13 protein-coding genes and 3 pseudogenes are annotated in these 17,922 nt (G+C 64.6%); 6 read left to right on the top strand and 10 right to left on the bottom strand.

Annotated features, from left to right (window positions below):
- Window positions 1-124: 124 nt before the first annotated feature.
- A pseudogene (locus tag HAP54_RS15320) lies at window positions 125-952 on the top strand (ISAs1 family transposase); the annotation flags it as partial.
- A gap of 146 nt (window positions 953-1,098) precedes the next feature.
- Here HAP54_RS15320 and HAP54_RS15315 read toward each other — a convergent pair.
- Window positions 1,099-2,228 (bottom strand): IS3-like element ISRj2 family transposase gene (locus HAP54_RS15315; RefSeq protein WP_166204126.1). Its coding sequence is split into 2 segments (ribosomal slippage): window positions 1,099-1,976 and window positions 1,976-2,228, totalling 1,131 coding nucleotides; the frame shifts between segments, so codons are not numbered across the junction.
- Between the two features lie 68 nt (window positions 2,229-2,296).
- Between HAP54_RS15315 and HAP54_RS15310 the strand changes: the two are divergent.
- The 3 genes and pseudogenes from HAP54_RS15310 to HAP54_RS15300 all read left to right on the top strand — a co-directional run.
- Window positions 2,297-2,596 (top strand): annotated as a pseudogene (locus HAP54_RS15310) (ISAs1 family transposase); the annotation flags it as partial.
- A 141-nt stretch (window positions 2,597-2,737) separates the two neighbouring features.
- A pseudogene (locus HAP54_RS15305) lies at window positions 2,738-4,293 on the top strand (MDR family MFS transporter).
- A 275-nt stretch (window positions 4,294-4,568) separates the two neighbouring features.
- Window positions 4,569-5,879 carry an ABC transporter substrate-binding protein gene (locus tag HAP54_RS15300; RefSeq protein WP_166301273.1) on the top strand — a complete coding sequence of 437 codons (1,311 nt, stop codon included), beginning with the start codon at window positions 4,569-4,571 and terminating at the stop codon, window positions 5,877-5,879.
- 242 nt (window positions 5,880-6,121) lie between these two features.
- On the opposite strand, the gene HAP54_RS15295 is transcribed toward HAP54_RS15300, so the two are convergent.
- From HAP54_RS15295 to pcaF, 7 genes are all read right to left on the bottom strand, one after another.
- Window positions 6,122-7,291 (bottom strand): Gfo/Idh/MocA family protein, encoded by a 1,170-nt coding sequence (locus tag HAP54_RS15295; protein ID WP_166301271.1) that lies wholly within the window; start codon window positions 7,289-7,291, stop codon window positions 6,122-6,124.
- A 16-nt stretch (window positions 7,292-7,307) separates the two neighbouring features.
- On the bottom strand, window positions 7,308-8,159 hold the full coding sequence (locus HAP54_RS15290) for a shikimate dehydrogenase (protein WP_166301269.1): 852 nt from the start codon (window positions 8,157-8,159) through the stop codon (window positions 7,308-7,310).
- A gap of 21 nt (window positions 8,160-8,180) precedes the next feature.
- A complete protein-coding gene (locus HAP54_RS15285) occupies window positions 8,181-8,645 on the bottom strand; it encodes an SRPBCC domain-containing protein (RefSeq protein ID WP_166301266.1) in 465 nt (154 codons plus the stop codon).
- Window positions 8,646-8,655: 10 nt separating this feature from the next.
- Window positions 8,656-8,979 carry an ArsR/SmtB family transcription factor gene (locus HAP54_RS15280; RefSeq protein ID WP_029079517.1) on the bottom strand — a complete coding sequence of 108 codons (324 nt, stop codon included), beginning with the start codon at window positions 8,977-8,979 and terminating at the stop codon, window positions 8,656-8,658.
- Between the two features lie 146 nt (window positions 8,980-9,125).
- A complete protein-coding gene (gene pcaG, locus HAP54_RS15275; RefSeq protein ID WP_166301264.1) occupies window positions 9,126-9,728 on the bottom strand; it encodes a protocatechuate 3,4-dioxygenase subunit alpha in 603 nt (200 codons plus the stop codon).
- The gene (gene pcaH, locus HAP54_RS15270; protein WP_166301261.1) at window positions 9,729-10,430 is read right to left on the bottom strand and encodes a protocatechuate 3,4-dioxygenase subunit beta; all 702 of its coding nucleotides are present in this window, start codon (window positions 10,428-10,430) and stop codon (window positions 9,729-9,731) included. It abuts the gene before it with no gap.
- Between the two features lie 105 nt (window positions 10,431-10,535).
- Window positions 10,536-11,744 carry a 3-oxoadipyl-CoA thiolase gene (gene pcaF / locus HAP54_RS15265; protein WP_166301259.1) on the bottom strand — a complete coding sequence of 403 codons (1,209 nt, stop codon included), beginning with the start codon at window positions 11,742-11,744 and terminating at the stop codon, window positions 10,536-10,538.
- Window positions 11,745-11,958: 214 nt separating this feature from the next.
- On the opposite strand from pcaF, the gene mutS reads away from it, so the two are divergent.
- Together mutS and HAP54_RS15255 are read left to right on the top strand one after the other, a co-directional pair.
- A complete protein-coding gene (gene mutS, locus HAP54_RS15260) occupies window positions 11,959-14,685 on the top strand; it encodes a DNA mismatch repair protein MutS (protein ID WP_166301257.1) in 2,727 nt (908 codons plus the stop codon).
- A 301-nt stretch (window positions 14,686-14,986) separates the two neighbouring features.
- The gene (locus HAP54_RS15255; protein ID WP_166301254.1) at window positions 14,987-15,949 is read left to right on the top strand and encodes an IS110 family transposase; all 963 of its coding nucleotides are present in this window, start codon (window positions 14,987-14,989) and stop codon (window positions 15,947-15,949) included.
- A gap of 371 nt (window positions 15,950-16,320) precedes the next feature.
- Here HAP54_RS15255 and HAP54_RS15250 read toward each other — a convergent pair whose 3' ends face one another.
- Both HAP54_RS15250 and HAP54_RS15245 read right to left on the bottom strand, forming a co-directional pair.
- Complete coding sequence (locus HAP54_RS15250) at window positions 16,321-17,130, bottom strand: hypothetical protein (protein WP_166301252.1); 810 nt, start codon at window positions 17,128-17,130, stop codon at window positions 16,321-16,323.
- A gap of 207 nt (window positions 17,131-17,337) precedes the next feature.
- On the bottom strand, window positions 17,338-17,847 hold the full coding sequence (locus tag HAP54_RS15245) for an OsmC family protein (protein ID WP_166301250.1): 510 nt from the start codon (window positions 17,845-17,847) through the stop codon (window positions 17,338-17,340).
- Window positions 17,848-17,922 lie beyond the last annotated feature (75 nt).

Below are 17,922 nucleotides of genomic sequence, written 5' to 3'. Positions count from 1 at the left end.
GCGAAAACAGTGCGCCCCCTCTCCCGCTTGCGGGCAGGGGAATCGCATATGGGGTTTCGCTGGCTATTGCATTGTAAGGCAACACCGATTCTGAAGACGACTCCCGGATTAAGGAGGGGGTCGGATGAAGAAGTTCAAGACGGCCTTTCGGCGGTTGCCGGACCCGCGCGCGGACAATGCCAGGCACGATCTGTTGGAAGTGCTGTTCATCGCACTGGCGGCGATGCTGTGCGGGGCGGAGTCGTGCTCGGACATGGCGGACTTCGGGCAGTCGAAGGAGGAGCTGTTGCGGCTCTTTCTTCGCCTGGAGCATGGCATCCCAAGCCACGATACATTCAGTCGGGTGTTCCGCCTGCTCAAACCGCAGGCCTTTGAGTGCGCATTTCGTCGCTTCATGGCGGCCTTTGCCAAGGCCAACCGCATCAAGCTGACTGGGGTCGTGGCGGTTGACGGCAAGGCCCTGCGCGGGGCCTACGAACGCGGCGGCAAGGCCACCCCGCTGCACATGGTCAACGTCTTTGCGGTGGATGCCCGCATGGCCTTGGCTCAGCAAAAGGCATCTGGTCGCAACGAGACGGCGGGCGCTCTGGAGGTACTGGACCTTCTGTCGCTGGAAGGCTGCATCGTTACCGCCAATGCGCTGCATTGTACCCGCGCCTTTGCGGCTACGGTGCGCGAGCGCGGCGGCGACTATGTTCTGGCGATCAAGGCCAACCGCGGGCGCTTGTTCACCGCGGTGACCCAACAATTTGCGCGATCGGGCAAGCGCAGCACAGCCGAGCAGATCGACCCTTCCACCCACGATCGACGCGAAGTGCGACGTGCCACAGTCATGCGCAATACCAGTTTGGCGGACCTCTATGGCTTCCCAGGGGCCGCCGCGATAGGGCGCATCACCTCGCGCAGACGCCTGCGGAAGCAGCGCGCCGATGCGCCTGTCGTGCGTCACTATAGAGCTGGCGCCGGTTGTTTGGACAGCGCCCCGCGGGATTTAAGTGGATTCCTGCCGGGTTATGCTGAACGCGGGGCCTTTCGATTTTGTCGTTGCGTCGGGAGGGCGTAGCCCGACCAGAGCGACGACAAAATCGTCGGCGACGGTCATGCGGCCATCACCATAGCTTGCGTGCCGAAGTAAGCCTCGTCGGGCGTGCGCCCGTCAAGGCTCGAGTGAGGGCGTCCCTGATTGTAGAAGGCCAGATACTTGGCAATTGACGCTCGCGCCTCGGACACGCTGTCGTAGGCGCGGAGATAAACTTCTTCGTATTTGACCGTGCGCCAGAGCCGCTCGACAAACACGTTGTCGCGCCAGGCGCCCTTGCCGTCCATGCTGATGGCGATCTTCGCGTCCAGCAGCACATCGGTGAACTCGAGGCTGGTGAACTGGCTGCCCTGGTCCGTGTTGAAAATCTCGGGCCTGCCGTGCTTCGCCAACGCCTCCTGGACCGCTTCGACGCAGAAGGCCGCCTCCATTGTGATCGAGACGCGATGGGCCAGGACCCGTCGGCTGAACACATCGACGACCGCCGCGAGATAGACGAAGCCACGCCGCATCGGAATGTAGGTGATGTCCATTGCCCACGCCTGGTCGGGCCGCTCGATCTTCAATCCGCGCAACAGGTACGGGTAGATCTTGTGACCCGGTGCCGGCTTACTCGTGTTCGGGCGACGATAGACCGCCTCGATCCCCATGCGCTTCATCAGCGTCGCGATGTGGCGGCGACCGGCGTATACGCCCTCCCGCCGCAGCAACGATCGCTGCATACGCGCTCCCGCGAAGGGATAATCGAGATGCAGCTCATCGAGCCGACGCATCAAGGCAAGATCCTCGGCCGAAACTGGCCGAGGTTCATAGTAGACCGTGCTGCGAGCCAGCTTCAGGACCTTCGCCTGGCGCACGATAGAAAGATCATGACCGCGGTCGATCATCGCTTTGCGCTCAGCAGGCCCGCCTTGGTGAGCGCGCCGGACAAAAAATCGTTTTCCAACGCCAGCTCGCCGATCTTGGCATGTAACGCCTTCAAATCGACCGGCGTCTCGGCCGACGCCTTGTCATGCCCAAACACGCCGGCGGCGCCTTCCAGGAGCTGGTTTTTCCAGATCGTGATCTGGTTCGGATGAACATCAAACAGTTGCGCCAGCTCCGCCAGCGTCTTGTCGCCTTTGACCGCAGCCAAAGCAACCTTCGCCTTGAATGCCGGAGAATGCATCCGGCGGCTCTTCTTCGTCATCTTCGCTCCTGATTCGCGGCAAGAATCCTCGCCGCTGTCAGGCAGAAAATCCACTCAAGCTACTGTCCGAATTTGCGGAGCCAGCTCTCTATCTCCTGTCCAAATACATCGCTCCCAAGCGGCTGCTCCACGTCACTCGCAGCCATTGGGGCATCGAGAACCAACTCCATTGGGTGCTCGACGTCCATTTTGCCGAGGATAGCAACCGCTCACGCTGCGACCATGCGCCCGAGAACCTTGCCATTCTGCGCAGGCTCGCCCTCAACATCCTGCGAACTCACCCGGATCCAGCCTCCCTGCGGCGCAAAATTAAGCGCGCCGGCTGGGACAATGCCTTCCTCATGGCAGCCCTCAGCCATATGCGATAGCCCTGCGCTTGCGGGGGAGGGTCGGGGTGGGGGTTCTCTCCACGAGTCTCTCTGTGGAGAGAGCCCCCACCCGGCGCTACGCGCCGACCTCCCCCGCAAGCGGGAGAGGTGATTTCGATCGCTCGAACAGGACTGACCTGAATGAATGCACCGTCACCATCCGCCGTACCCGGCATGCGCCGGAACATGGTGACGATCTGCGCGATGACCGCGACGATCATGCAGGCGCTCGACACCACCATCGCCAACGTCGCGCTGCCCTATATGCAGGGTTCGCTGTCGGCCTCGCAGGACCAGATTAACTGGGTGCTGACCTCCTACATCGTCGCGGCCGCGATCATGACCGCGCCGGTGGGCTGGATCGCCAACCGCTTTGGCCGCAAGCGCATCTTCATCATCTGCTCGGCCGGCTTCACCTTCGCGTCTGTGCTGTGCGGCGTGGCACAGGACATCAACCAGATGGTGCTGTTCCGCCTGCTGCAGGGCGTGTTCGGTGCGGCGCTGGTGCCGCTGTCGCAGGCCGTGATGCTCGATTCCTACGCGCTGCATGAGCGCGCCAAAGCGATGTCGATCTGGGGCATGGGTGTGATGATGGGCCCGATCATGGGGCCGTCATTGGGCCCTGGCTGACCGAGACCTATTCCTGGCACTGGGTGTTCTTCGTCAATCTGCCGTTCGGCGCCTTCACGGTGCTCGGTCTTGCAATCTTCATGGACGAGACCAAGCAGGACCACAATCTGCGCTTCGACTGGTTCGGCTTTGGCGCGCTCGCGGTCGCGATCGGCGCGCTGCAGCTCGCGCTCGACCGCGGCGAGCAGCTCGGCTGGCTGGAATCCAACGAGATCATGATCGAGTTCATCGTCGCGGCGGTCGGCTGCTACTTCTTCTTCGCCCATTCGTTGACGACCGACAGGCCGTTCATCCAGTTCGCGATCTTCAAGGACCGGAATTTTCTCGGCGGCGTCGTGTTCATGACGGTCATGGGCCTCGTGCTGTATTCGACCATGGCGCTGTCCTCACCCTATCTGCAGAACGTGGTCGGCTATCCGATCATTACCGCCGGCCTGCTGCTGGCGACCCGCGGCGCCGGCACCTTCGTCGCGATGATGCTGGTCGGCCGCATGATGCGCTACATCGAGGCGCGCACGCTGATCATCTCCGGCCTGGCGCTGACCGCGGCCTCGCTGTTCCAGATGACCGGCTGGACCGACATGACCCAGGCGAACGAGATCATCATCGTCAGCGTGGTCCAGGGCTTTGGCTTCGGCCTCGTCTTCGTGCCGCTCTCGACGGTGGCGTTCCTGACCTTGCCGAACCATCTGCGCACCGACGGCACCTCGATGCTGACGCTGTTCCGCAACGTCGCGAGCTCGGTCGGCATCTCGATCGTGATCGCCCAGCTGACCGAGGGCGGGCGGCGGATCTACGCAAAACTCTCGGAGCAGATCAATCCGTTCAACCATGCGCTGCAGATGCCCGACATATCCGGCATGATGAACCTCAACACCGATACCGGCCGCGCGATGGACGACAGGATGGTGGCCGCGCAGTCGCAGATCATCGCCTTCTCGCACGACTACCAGCTGGTGATGCTGTTCATCCTGGTCTCGATCCCGCTCGCGATGATGATCGGCTCAACCAAGGCCGCGCTGCGCAAGCAGTCGGCACCGCCGGACCATGCCGCGGTGATGGAGTAGGTTTTCGCCAAGCGCCCGACTATACGACCCGTCATCCTGAGGTGCTCGCGTAGCGAGCCTCGAAGGATCGACGGCCACCAGCCGGGCCGTGCATCCTTCGAGGCTCGCAAGAGCTCGCACCTCAGGATGACGGTGATGGATTTGATCGCGCGGCCCCTACCAACGAGTGAGACCCTGCAGCCGCAATCGCGTTGACTTTCCGACCTCGCCTCCCAATACTCCCTGGAAAACAAGCAATACCCGTCACAGCAATGACGGCTTCAGGGGAGGACGCGATGCCGACTTCACGCAGGACGCTGCTGAAGACTTCAGCGGCTGCCGCCGCTGCTTTCAGCTTCGATTGGACACGGGCGCAGGCGCAGGCCGAAACGGTGCGGATCGGTGTGATCTACGACCTGACCGGCCCGTTCGCCGCCGGCGGCTCGGTCGCCTCCTCGATCGGCACGCAGATCGCGATTGATCTCGTCAACGAGAAGGGCGGCGTCGGCGGCAAATACAAGATCGCGCCTGTCAACGTCGATTCCCAGAGCAAGCCCGATGTGGCGATCAACGAGGCCAATCGCCTGATCGACCAGGAGAAGGTCGACATCCTCAACGGCGTGTTCGCGAGCTCGCACGCGGTGCCGCTCGCCGCCAAGGTCGAGCAGCAGAAGCGCATCCTCTGGATCACGACGGCGGTCTCGACCGCCGTGTTCAAGGACAAGAACCTGCAATATGTGTTCCGCGCGCAGATCCATTCCGACCAATACGGCCAGGCCTTTGGCGGCTTCCTCGCCGAGCACGCCAAGGCCAAGCTCGGCATGGATCCGAAGGACGTCAAGGTCGCGCTGATCCATGAGGACGGCCCTTACGGCGTCGGCGTAGCCGCCGCCGACGAAACGTTCGCGAAAGAAGCCGGGCTGCAGGTCGTGCTCAAGGAAGGCTATTCGGCCTCGGCGCCCGACCTCTCGGTGCTGGTGACCAAGCTGAAGCGCGCCAAGGCCGACATCATCTCGCATGCCGGCTACAACCCCGACATCACGCTGTTCCTGCGCCAGGCGCGCGAGAGCGGGCTGAAGTTCAAGATGCTGTTCGGCGCCGGCGCCGGCTACAGCCAGCTCGACAAGCTGCGGACGGCGTTCGGCGCCGACATCGACAATTTCTGCAACATCGACCCCGTTCCGGCGCAGCTGCTCGATCCCGCCAAGCTGGCGCCGGGGGTCGGCGACCTCACCAAGACCATGGTTGCGCGCTATCGCGAGAAGACCAGCGCCACCGAAGTGCCGCCGCACTGCTCGATGGGTTTTAACCAGACCTGGGTGCTGCTCAACAATGTGCTGCCGGTCGCCAAGGAGAAATATGGCGGGTTCGATCCCGAGGCGATCCGCAAGGCGGCGCTCGATGTCGACATCCCGCCGGGCGGCACCATCCAGGGCTACGGCGTGAAGTTTTATCCGGCGGGCACGCCGATGTCCGGCCAGAACGAGCGCTCGACCCCGGTCGTGATGCAGAACGCCGGTGAGCGCATCACCGTGGTGTGGCCGACCAACATCCGCACGCAGGACCCGGTGTTTCCACTGCCGAAGGGATCGGTGTACGGGGCGTAAGGGGTCGATTGTTTACCGCGGCTTGTTGGGAACCATCCCCGTCATCCTGAGGTGCGAGCCTCTTCGGCGAGCCTCGAAGGATGCACGGCCCCACTCTGGCCGATTCATCCTTCGAGGCTCGCCCAGCGGCGCAAGTGCGCCGCAAGGCTCGCACCTCAGGATGACGGGGCTGGCACAGGGATCAGTGAAACGAAGGCAATCACGCTGCCGCCCCCGCGCCCGACCAGTCGCAATGCACGTATCTACAACACCACCCGCCTGCCCTCGTCCGCCGCCCAGTAGCCGGCGTAGTTCACCTTCGTCGTCTCATACGCCAGCGCCAGGTCGGCGAGCGGTTGCCGGCCGGTTGAGACGCATTCCATGAAATCCTGGATCTCCTGCAGATAGCCGCGGGTCCATTCCTCCTCGAGGCAAACATATTGCCAGCCGGTTTTGCGATCGACCTTCTCGGTGATGTAGACCGAGGCGAGCTTCTCCTCTGACGTCTGGTAGCTCGTCAGATGGGTGTTCGGCGTGATGTTGGCGAACAGCGAGCCACCGCTCGTATAGGTCTCGATCAGATTGCGCACGCCGCCCATGATCATGTCGCCGGAAAACACCGTGGCCTTGGTGCCGTCGGAGAAGGTCGCGGTCAGCGTGCCCCAGTCCTCGACGTCGACCGGATTGGCCTTGATGAAGGCGCGCTCCTCGGGCCTGAGGCCGGCCGTGACATTGCCGACGTCGCAAGTAACGCTGGCAACATTGATGATCTCGCCGCGCGCGCGCGCCTCGACCTGCTTGAGATAGAGCACCGCCGACAGCGGATGGCAGCCCATCCGGATCAGCGAGCCGCCGCCGGTCATCGCCCATTCTGCGGCGTGCGCGGCATGCGAGCCGGAATGGCTTTCCTCGCCCTTCATGAACAGGATCTTGTCGCCTGTGGCGCGGATGATCTCCGCGGTCTTGGTCACCGCCGGCGCGTAGATCCAGTCTTCGGCATACATAAAGAGTTTTCCGCTGCGCTCGATCGCGGCGCGGGTCTTTTCCATCTCCTCCATCACGCGCTGATACATCAGCGCCTTCGGCACGTGCCTGCCGATCGGCGCCTTGTCGCCGGGCTGCCCGAAATAGCCGCTGAACGGCTTTTCGCAGATCACGTGCTTGCCTCGCTGCATCGCCTCCACGATCATCGCGGCATGCAGGTTCGGCGGCGTGCAGATGTCGATGACGTCAAGCTCGCGGTCGGCAACCAGCTCGGCAAAGCTGCGATAGGCGTTCGAGATTCCGTGCTTGCGGGCGAACTCATTGACATGATCGCCGCGCGCCGAGACCGCCCTCACCTCGACATCGACGCCGTAGACGCGCCGATACGCATACATGTGCAGCTCCGACACGAAGCCGCAGCCGGCCAGACCGATCCTGATTTTTGTCATTCAATGTCTCCGCCCTTCAGGCGGGTGCAGAGTAGCGCGCAGCCATCACGGCGTCGAATGCATTTGCCATCGCGCCATGCGGCGGCGTCAATCCCGTGAATAGCTTGAACGCATCCGCCGATGCGTTGATCGCGAGATCGCGTCCGGTCAGCACGTTTGCGCCTTTGGCCTTTGCCGCCGTCAGCAGCGGCGTCCATAGCGGCGTGTAGACCACGTCGGCGACCCACATCGAGGGACGCAGCAGCGCATCCGGCACCGGCGTGTCGCGGCTCGGCAGCATGCCGACCGGCGTTGCGTTGACGAGACCTGCGGCACCGTCCACCGCGGCCGCGACACTTATGGCCTGAACCGCATGACGATCTTGCAACTGGGCCGCAAGCTGCGCGGCCTTGGCGGTATCGGCGTCGAAGATACGGAGCTCGGTGACGCCGAGGCTGGCGAGCGCGAAGGCGATCGCCTTGCCGACGCCGCCGGCACCGATCAGCGCGATCGGGCCGCGCGGCGCGGTCGCCAGCAGCGGTTCGATCGCGCGCGCAAAGCCCGTCGCGTCGGTGTTGTGCCCGACGAGCCGCGCGCCATCGACGACGATGGTGTTGACCGCGCCGATCGCGCGCGCATCCAGCGCGAGGTCATCGAGCAGCTCGACGACCGCCTCCTTGTAGGGAAAGGTGACGTTGACGCCGGCAAAGCCGAGCCGCCTGATGCCGTCGAGCATCGCGCGCAGATCATCGCGCCCGGCGCCCTTGACCTCGATCAGCTGGTAGTGACAACGAGCGCCGAGCGCCGCGGCGGCCTGCTCATGCATCGCAGGCGCCGCCGAATGCGCGATCGGATATCCAATCAGGCCCGTCAGGAAACGGTCGCGCATTGTCCCTCACGTCAGTCGCACTCAGCTCATGCGGTCGAGCCGAGCATAGCTGTCTTCCATGCCGTGCTCCATGCCGGTCGCGAGCATCGCCGTGCGCGTCCCGGCATCCGGCAGTGTCATCCGCAATGTCATGAGGGTGCCAGTGCCATCAGGCGCGAACGTGGTCTCGACATGATTGTCCGGCGTCGGATCGGGCAGATGCATGCGCCCGACATGCACGATGCGGCTGAACGGTTCGAGCGCGAGATATTCGCCGGTCTGATGGAAGCCGCGGCCCTTGCCGTCGCTCCATTCGAAACGGATCTTGCCGCCGGGCCGCGCCTCGCTGATGCAGACCGGCATGGTCCAGCCGTCAGGACCGAGCAGCCATTTTTGCAGCAGCTCAGGCTCGGTGTGCGCGCGATACACCGCCTCGGGCGGCGCAACGAAGCGCCTGGTGACGACGACATGGCGGTCGCCTTCGGTCTTCAGCGTCAGCTTGCTCATGGGGCACCTTTCACGTCTCGGGCTTCATCGCGGCCAGCACGCCGTCCAGCCGGTCGTAATTGGTTTCCAGCGCACGCCTGAGCATGCCGAGCCATTGATCGATCTCGGCGACCGCCGTCGGCGCCAGCCGGCACGGGCGCTTGGTGCCCTCGATCCGCTTCACGATCAGGCCCGCGCCCTCGAGCACCTTGAGATGGCGGGAGATCGCGGGCTGGGTCATCTCGAACGGCTCGACCAGCTCCATCACGGTCGCCTCGCCGAGAGCGAGCCGCGCCAGGATCGCCCGGCGGGTCGGATCGGCGAGCGCGGAGAAGGCGGCATCGAGGTTGGCCATGCTTGATCTCGTCCCGGTTATATAAATTGATTGTTTTATAACTAATCATACATAGTCAACGAAATCCGCTGCGGCGAAGGCGCGCAGCGGATTTGTCAGTCTTTTCAATGCTGGATTTGCGCACCGCCGACGGCGCGCCGCAGCCTCTAGACGTCGAAGAACACCGTCTCGTTGTCGCCCTGCAGATGGACGTCGAACGTGTAGACGCTGCCCGCACCGGCCTTGCGCTTGGCGATCAAGGTGGCGCGGCGGGCGGCGGGCACCAGCGCCAGCACGGAATCGCCGGCGTTGCCGGCCTCGTCGTCGAAATAGATCCGCGTGTAGAGATGCAACAGCATGCCGCGCGCGAACACCGCGAGCGCGACATGCGGCGCCTGCGGCTTGCCGTCGGCATCCGGCACCACGCCCGGCTTGATGGTGTCGAACGCATAGCCGCCGGTCTTGTCGGTGCCGCAGCGGCCAAAACCCTTGAACGAGGAGTTCGGCAGCGCGCGCGCATCCTGCGGATCGGAGAAGCGGCCCTGGCTATCGGCCTGCCAGATCTCCAGCATGCAATCCGGGATCAAAGCGCCGTCGCCGTCATAGACCTTGCCCTCGACGCGGATGCGCTCGCCCGAGACATCGCCCGTCAAGAGGTTGCTGGTGAAGGCGTCGTTCCATTCGTATTCGCCGTTCGGCGTCAGGCCGTATTTGAAATAGGGACCGACGGTCTGCGAGGGCGTGATTCCATCAGGACGCGGGTTCGACACTTACTTGGTCTCCATCGGCGTGGCGTTGCGGCCGCGCAGCACGATATCGAAGCGGTAGCACAGCGCCCATTCCGGCTTGGTGTTCTCGAGATCGAACGACGAGATCATCCGCGCCCGCGCCTTCTCGTCGGTCACCGAGTTGAAGATCGGATCGTACGGAAACAGGGGATCGCCGGGGAAATACATCTGCGTCACCAGACGCGAGACGAAGGCGTGGCCGAACACCGAGAAGTGGATGTGGGCGGGCCGCCAGGCGTTGTGGTGATTGCCCCAGGGATAGGCACCGGGCTTGATGGTGACGAACTTGTAGTAGCCCTTGGCATCGGATTGCGTGCGGCCGGCGCCGGTGAAATTCGGATCGAGCGGCGCCGGATGCTGGTCGACGACATGGATGTAGCGGCCGCAGGCATTGGCCTGCCACAGCTCGACCAGCGTGTTGGGCACGCCGCGGCCGTCTTCGTCCAGCACATGGCCGTGCACGATGATGCGTTCGCCGAGCGGCTCGCCCTTCGCCTGGATGGTGAGGTCGTTGTCGTGCTCGCGCACGGTCTCGTGACCATAGACCGGCCCGGTCAGTTCGGAGAGCGTGTGCCGCATCGGGATCAGCGGCTTTTGCGGCGAACGCTTCACGGTGGAGCGATAGTCCGGCGACAGCCGCGCCGGATGGGCCGCAAGCGATTGCAGCGGATACAGTAAGGTCATGGCGAATTCCTCCGCGGCCCACGCGCCCCGTGAGCTCACCTCAGATCATTATAATGCATAACCAAATTGGGGAAGGACTGTTTTCAGCCCTTCCAAGCTATTGGACTAGTTCAGCTTTTCGATCGCAACCGCGACGCCTTGGCCGACCCCGACGCACATAGTTGCCAAGGCAAGCTTCCCGCCCCGCTTCTCCATGCCGTGCACGGCGGTCAGCACCAGCCGTGCGCCGCTCATGCCGAGCGGATGGCCGAGCGCGATCGCGCCGCCATGCGGATTGACGAAATCGGCATCTTCCTGGACGCCGAGCTGACGCAGGACGGCGATGCCTTGCGAGGCGAAGGCCTCGTTGAGTTCGATCAGATCAAAGTCCGACACCTTGATGCCGAGACGCTCGACCAGCTTCCTCGTCGCCGGCACCGGGCCGATGCCCATGATGCGCGGCGGCACTGCGGCCGAGGCGAGGCCGAGGATTTTTGCGCGCGGGGTCAGGCCGTGCTTCTTCACCGCAGCTTCGGAAGCGAGGATCATCGCGGCGGCGCCGTCATTGACGCCGGATGCGTTGCCCGCGGTCACAGTGCCCGGATTGCGCACGATCGGCTTCAACTTGGCGAGACCTTCGAGCGTGGTCTCGGGCCGCGGATGCTCGTCCTTGTCGACGGTGATGGGGCCGGCCTTGCCGCCGGGCACCTGGATCGGGATGATCTCCTCGGCGAAATAGCCCGACGCGATTGCCGCGCCGGCGCGCTGCTGCGAGCGGATCGCCATCGCGTCCTGATCGGCGCGCGACACCTGGAATTCCTCGGCGACGTTCTCGCCGGTCTCCGGCATCGCATCGACGCCGTACTGCGCCTTCATCAAGGGATTGATGAAGCGCCAGCCGATCGTGGTGTCGTAGATTTCGGCGGAGCGCGCGAAGGCTTCCGGCGCCTTGCCCATCACGAACGGCGCGCGCGTCATCGATTCGACGCCGCCCGCGATCGCGAAGTCGATCTCGCCGGCGCGGATGGCGCGGCCCGCGGCGCCGACCGCATCGAGGCCGGAGGCGCAGAGCCGGTTCAGGGTCTGGCCGGGAACCGACTCGGGCATGCCGGCGAGCAGCAGCGCCATGCGCGCGACGTTGCGGTTATCCTCGCCGGCCTGGTTGGCGCAGCCGAAATAGACCTCGTCGACCTGATTCCAGTCGAGCGTCGGGTGCTTGGCCATCAGCGCCTTGATCGGGGCCGCCGCGAGATCGTCGGCACGCACCTTGGCAAGCGAGCCGCCGAAACGGCCTATCGGGGTCCGGACGGCATCGCAAATGAACACATCACGCATTGAATCTCTCCCTGAATGCCGCGACTTAGGCGCTGGATCGGCTGGAACTTGAGGGGAGTTTTAGGAGCGTGCCCGCGGCAGGTCAATTGACCGGGACGCGCGTCAAGCGCGCATTGCCGTGATGTCTTGTCATATCTTAGGCCGTGGAGAGGGTGGAAAACCCGGCTCTCGCGGATAGGACCGCGCGACGAAATTTTGTAGTTTCCGCCCCCTGATGACAATCCAGCAACCCATTCCCGCTCCGCCTGAACCCGCTCCCGCCGAGGCGTCGTCGCGCGTCACGCCGATGATGGAACAGTATCTTGAAATAAAGGCCGCCCATCCCGGCCTTCTGCTGTTCTACCGGATGGGCGATTTCTACGAGCTGTTCTTCGAGGACGCCGAGATCGCCTCCAAGACGCTCGGCATCGTACTGACCAAGCGCGGCAAGCATCAGGGCATGGACATCCCGATGTGCGGCGTGCCGGTCGAGCGCTCCGAGGATTATCTGCATCGCCTGATCGGCGCAGGCCACCGCGTCGCGGTGTGCGAGCAGACGGAAAATCCCGCCGAGGCAAAAGCCCGCGGCAACAAGAGCGTGGTCCGCCGCGGCGTGGTGCGGCTGGTGACGCCGGGCACGCTGACCGAAGACACACTGCTCGACGCCCGCACCAACAATTATCTGATCGCGATCGCGCGCGCCCGCGGCTCGGCTGGCGCCGACCGTCTCGGCCTCGCCTGGATCGATATCTCGACCTCGGAATTCATGGTGACGGAGTGTTCGACGGCGGAGCTCGCGGCGACGCTGGCGCGCATCAATCCGAACGAGGCCATCGTCACCGACGCGCTCTACAGCGACAACGAGCTCGCGCCGACCTTGCGCGAATTGCCGTCGGTGACGCCGCTGACCCGCGACGTGTTCGACGGCGCCACTGCCGAGCGGCGGCTGTGCGACTATTTCGCGGTCGCGACCATGGATGGCCTGTCCGCGATGTCGCGGCTGGAGGCGACCGCCGCGGCCGCGGCCGTCACCTATATCGACCGCACCCAGGTCGGCAAGCGTCCGCCGCTGTCGCCGCCGGCGCGCGAAGCCGCCGGCACCACGATGGCGATCGATCCGGCGACCCGCGCCAATCTCGAATTGACGCGGACGTTGGCGGGCGAACGCCGCGGCTCACTGCTCGATGCGATCGACTGCACCGTCACCGCCGCGGGCTCGCGGCTGCTGGCGCAGCGCCTCGCCGCGCCGCTCACCGATGTTGCCGTGATCGCGCGGCGGCTCGACGCCGTCACGGCCTTCGTTGCGGATTCGGCGGCGCGCGAGGACATCAGGACTGTGCTGCGCGCGGCGCCCGACATGTCGCGCGCGCTGGCGCGGCTCTCGGTCGGCCGCGGTGGCCCGCGCGATCTCGCGAGCCTGCGCGACGGCATCCTGGCCGCCGACCAGGCGCTGGAGCTGCTGGCGCAGCTTGCCAATCCGCCGGCCGAGGTGTCGGCCGTAATGGCGGCGTTGCAGCGCCCGTCGCGCGATCTGGCGCAGGAATTCTCCCGCGCGCTCTCCGAACAGCTTCCGCTGATCAAGCGCGACGGCGGCTTCGTCCGCGAGGGCTACGAGGCCGCGCTCGACGAGAGCCGCAATCTGCGCGACGCCTCGCGCCTCGTCGTCGCCGCGATGCAGGCGCGCTATGCCGAGGACACCGGCATCAAGACGCTCAAGATCCGGCACAACAATGTGCTCGGCTATTTCGTCGAGGTCACCGCGCAGCACGGCGACAAGCTGTTCGCGCCGGCGCTCAATGCGACCTTCATCCATCGCCAGACACTGGCCGGGCAGGTTCGCTTCACCACATCGGAGCTCGGCGAGACCGAAGCCAAGATCGCAAATGCCGGCGAGCGTTCGCTCAATCTCGAGCTCGAAATCTTCGAGCGCCTGAGCGCGATGGCGCTCGCCGCCAGCGACGATCTGCGCAACGCCGCGCATGCCTTTGCAATGCTCGATGTCGCGACCGCATTGGCGAAACTTGCGATCGACGACCATTACGTGCGGCCGGACGTCGACGGCTCGCTCGGCTTTGCGATCGAGGGCGGCCGCCATCCCGTGGTCGAGCAGGCGCTGAAGCGCGACGGCCAGCCATTCATCGCCAATGCCTGCGATTTGTCGCCGGCGCCGGGACAGAAATCCGGCCAGCTCTGGCTGATCACCGGTCCGAACATGGCCGGCAAATCGACCTTCCTGCGGCAGAACGCGCTGATCGCGCTGCTGGCGCAGATCGGCTCTTACGTGCCGGCGTCGCGGGCGCGGCTCGGCATCGTCGACCGGCTGTTCTCGCGCGTCGGCGCGGCCGACGACCTGGCGCGCGGACGCTCGACCTTCATGGTCGAGATGGTCGAGACCGCCGTGATCCTCAACCAGGCCAGCGAGCGGTCGCTCGTCATCCTCGACGAGATCGGCCGTGGCACTGCGACCTTCGACGGGCTGTCGATCGCCTGGGCTGCGATCGAGCATCTGCATGAGAGCAACCGCTGCCGCACCCTCTTTGCCACCCACTATCACGAGCTGACGGCGCTCTCGGCCAAGCTGCCGCGGATGTTCAACGCCACGGTGCGGGTCAAGGAATGGCAGGGCGACGTCGTGTTCCTGCATGAGGTGCTGCCCGGCTCGGCCGACCGCTCCTACGGCATCCAGGTCGCAAAACTCGCCGGCCTGCCGCCCGCGGTGATCACGCGCGCCAAATCGGTGCTGGCGAAGCTCGAGGCCCAGGACCGCGGCCAGACCGCGCGCGCGCTGGTCGACGATTTGCCGCTGTTCGCGGTGCCGTCGCGCGCCGCCAGTGAGGACAAGCCGCCGAGCGAGACGGATTTGCTGATCGAAGCGGTCAAGGCGCTGCATCCCGACGAAATGTCGCCGCGCGAGGCACTGGATGCGCTCTATGCGCTGAGGGCGAAGCTGCCGAAGCAGTAGCCGATGCCGTAGGATGGGTGGAGCGAAGCGATACCCATCAGTTTTTCATCTGCGCGGTGAGATGATGGGTATCGCTACGCTCCACCCATCCTTGTATTAGCGCGCTGGGTTAGACTGGCCTCGTTCCGTGAGGAATGGCCCAGCTCGGGTGGCCGCCCGGGCTGGGCCGCTGATCGATCGGATCGTTACCCATCGAAGCCTTGAGGGCTGTTATTCGTAGCAAGATCGCGATCGGCACTTCATCGGGACCCGCATGGTTGAACGAACTTTAGGTTCGCATCACAAGGGAGGGTCGAGGAAGATGGCCAAGCGTACCACAATCTGTGCCGGGATCGATACCGGCAAGCGCAAGCTCGACGTGGCGCTCGACGGCAACTCGGAGCAGCTGCAGGTGGAGAACACGGCGGAAGGTCACAAGGCGCTGCTGGAGTGGCTTGGGCGGCGCAAGGTCAAGCGGGTTGGGATCGAGGCGAGCGGTGGCTATGAGCAAGCCGTCGTCGCCGAGTTACGGCGCATGCGGTTTGTCGTCGTGGTGTTCCAGCCGGCGCAGGTGCGTGCCTATGCCAAATACCGCGGGCAACGTGCCAAGAACGATCGGATCGATGCCGCGCTGATCGCCGCCTGCGCCGCTGCGGTCAACAAGATCCACCCGGCCCCTGACGCAAGATTATCGCCCTTGGCCGGGCAGCTGACACTGATCGATCAGATCGGAGAGGATATCACGCGGTTCAAGAACCGGCTCGAGAGCTGTCGCGATGCGCGTATCCAAAAGCTCTGGAAGGAAGATATCGTCCGCCTGGCCAAGCGCGAACGCGTCGAGTTCAAGGCTTTGGTGGCAGCGATCCGCGAACAGCACGATCTCGCTGCCCGGCTCGATCTGATCTACAGCGTCGGCGGGGCCGGGCTGCCGACTGCGGTCGCCATTCTGGTGCGCATGCCGGAGATCGGCCAAATCAGCCGCGAGCAGGCCGCAGCTCTTGCGGGCCTTGCGCCTTATGATGACGACAGCGGAGAGCATATTGGCGCTCGTCACATCATCGGTGGACGCAAGCGCCTGCGAGAGGCGCTCTATGCTGCAGCGCTGGCGGCGTCGTTCCGCTGGAATCCGCAGCTCATCGCCCTTTACAAGCGACTGATCGCCGCCGGTAAGGGTCACAAGCGCGCGCTAATCGCCTGCGCCAGGAAGCTGCTCGTCTTCATCAACGCCGTAGTGGCCCGAGGCACCCCTTGGCAAGCTGACATGTCAGCTGTTCCAGCAGCCTGAAGCGTTTCTTTGTTCGACCGGGGCGCCGTTTCTTCGTCCCGACCTGCCGTCACCAGGACGTCGCGCACAGCGGCCGTCAAGGATGGCCGTCGCTCAAATGCCACCACATCCTCATCCTCAACAGGCCACGCCTTGATGGCCGCGAGCACGGCGTCAGTCTCAACGGCGATCGGACAATTCAATCGCACACAACCGAAAGAGCTAATGGTTGCTACGCTTTCTGATTACCCTTCTCCTTCCCCCTGAAAGGGGGAAGGTCGGGATGGGGGTCAGCCGCAGACGACGCTGTTTGCGGAGAGAGCGGATCCCCACCCGCTTTACTCTGGCGAGCAAAGCGACCTCCCCTCTTCAAGGGGAGGTTAAGACGCACCCTACGCTTTCGACGTCTTCGCGCTCTTCCTCCGCCCGAGCCACCACAGCACCAGATTCCACACGATGCAGGTGGCGAGCGCGCAGCTCAGCCCAATCGGCGAGCCGAACTGCGCCACCGCGACATGCAGCACGGCGACGCCGAGGCCGAAGCCCATCAGGCCCCAGGCGCTGTTGGCGAGCACGGCTGCGGTCGCAGGTCCGCCGATGCGCGGATGCAGGATCAGCATCATCGAGGAGAACACGATCGGGAACAGCGCCATCACGCCGGTGATGCGCGGGCCGACCCAGCCTGATGCCGTGACAACCGTGCCGACCAGGCTTGCAACCAGCGCGGCGCGCAGCGGAATGTCGTACCAGCGCCGCGCGATCAGCGGCATTTTGGCGACGTGGCGGTAGGGCCTGAGCAGCGGAATGCAGATCGCAAAGGTGATGGCGTTGACGAGCAGCCCGCCGGTGAGCGACCAGCCGAACTGCCGGATGATGGTGGCGAGCACCAGCCACACCGCGATCGCAGATCCCGCGCTGATCCACATGCTGCGGCGCTGCGCCAGCACGGCGTAGGTCAGGCCCATATAGATGGTGGCCGCATTGACCGGCAGGCTCGCCAGCGCGCCCTCGGCGATGAAGGCGGCGTCATGGTCGAGCGCGAGGAAGGTGTAGGACGGCCCGGCCGAGATCGGCAGGGTCGCGATCAGCGCGCCGATCACCGGCCCCGAGCGCTCCGTGATGATGGACGCACTGACCACGAACGCCGCGGCCACCGCCATACGCAGCACGAGGATCAGGACGAAGTGGAGTTCGGGGGACATTTTGTTGTTCTTGCGCAGTTCACCCTCCCCTGAAAGGGGAGGGTCGGATCGCATGGAGCGGAGCGAGATGCGATCCGGGGAGGGGTCGCTCTCTCCATTCGGGAAGCGTATTCGCGGAGAGACCTGACCCCTCCCCGCCGCTCATTTCATTCGCGTCGGCCCTCCCCTTTCAGGGGTGGGCGAGAGGTCGGCTCTGTCGGAGTGCAATTACACCCGCTGCATCGACACCAAAACCTTCGGGCCGTTCTTGATGGTCTGATAGACCACGCAATAACGCTCGGTGAGTTTCAGCAGCAGATCGAGCTTGTCCTGCGGCGCGTCGGTGCCGATCTCGAAGCGGAGGCGGATCTCGCGGAAGCCAACCGGGGTCTCCTTGTCAACGCCGAGCGTGCCGCGGAAATCGAGATCGCCTTCGGCGAGCACATTGCCGACTTTCAGCGGCACCTCGACGGCGGTCGCGACCGATTTCAAGGTGACGCCGGCGCAGGCGACCAACGCCTCCAAGAGCATGTCGCCGGAGCAGAGCTCGAGCCCGGAGCCGCCGGTGGCGGGATGCAGGCCCGCGACCGCGAGCGCGCGGCCGGTCTCGACCTTGCAGGAGATGCTCTCATTGTCGATCGAGCCCTTGGCCTTCAGCGTGATCACGGCGGCTTGGGGGTCGGTCTTGTAGCGCTCCTTGATCGGAGCCTGCATTGCGCGGAGTTCGGCGGAGTCCATGGTTCTGCTCCCGGCTGTTCTTTTTAAAGCGCGATGAGATCACGTTGAATCGTCATCGCGCTTTAGATTCTTGTT

The organism is Bradyrhizobium sp. 2S1 (assembly GCF_011516625.5).
Lineage (GTDB): Bacteria > Pseudomonadota > Alphaproteobacteria > Rhizobiales > Xanthobacteraceae > Bradyrhizobium > Bradyrhizobium septentrionale.
This window is presented reverse-complemented; position numbering and strand designations above follow the sequence as displayed.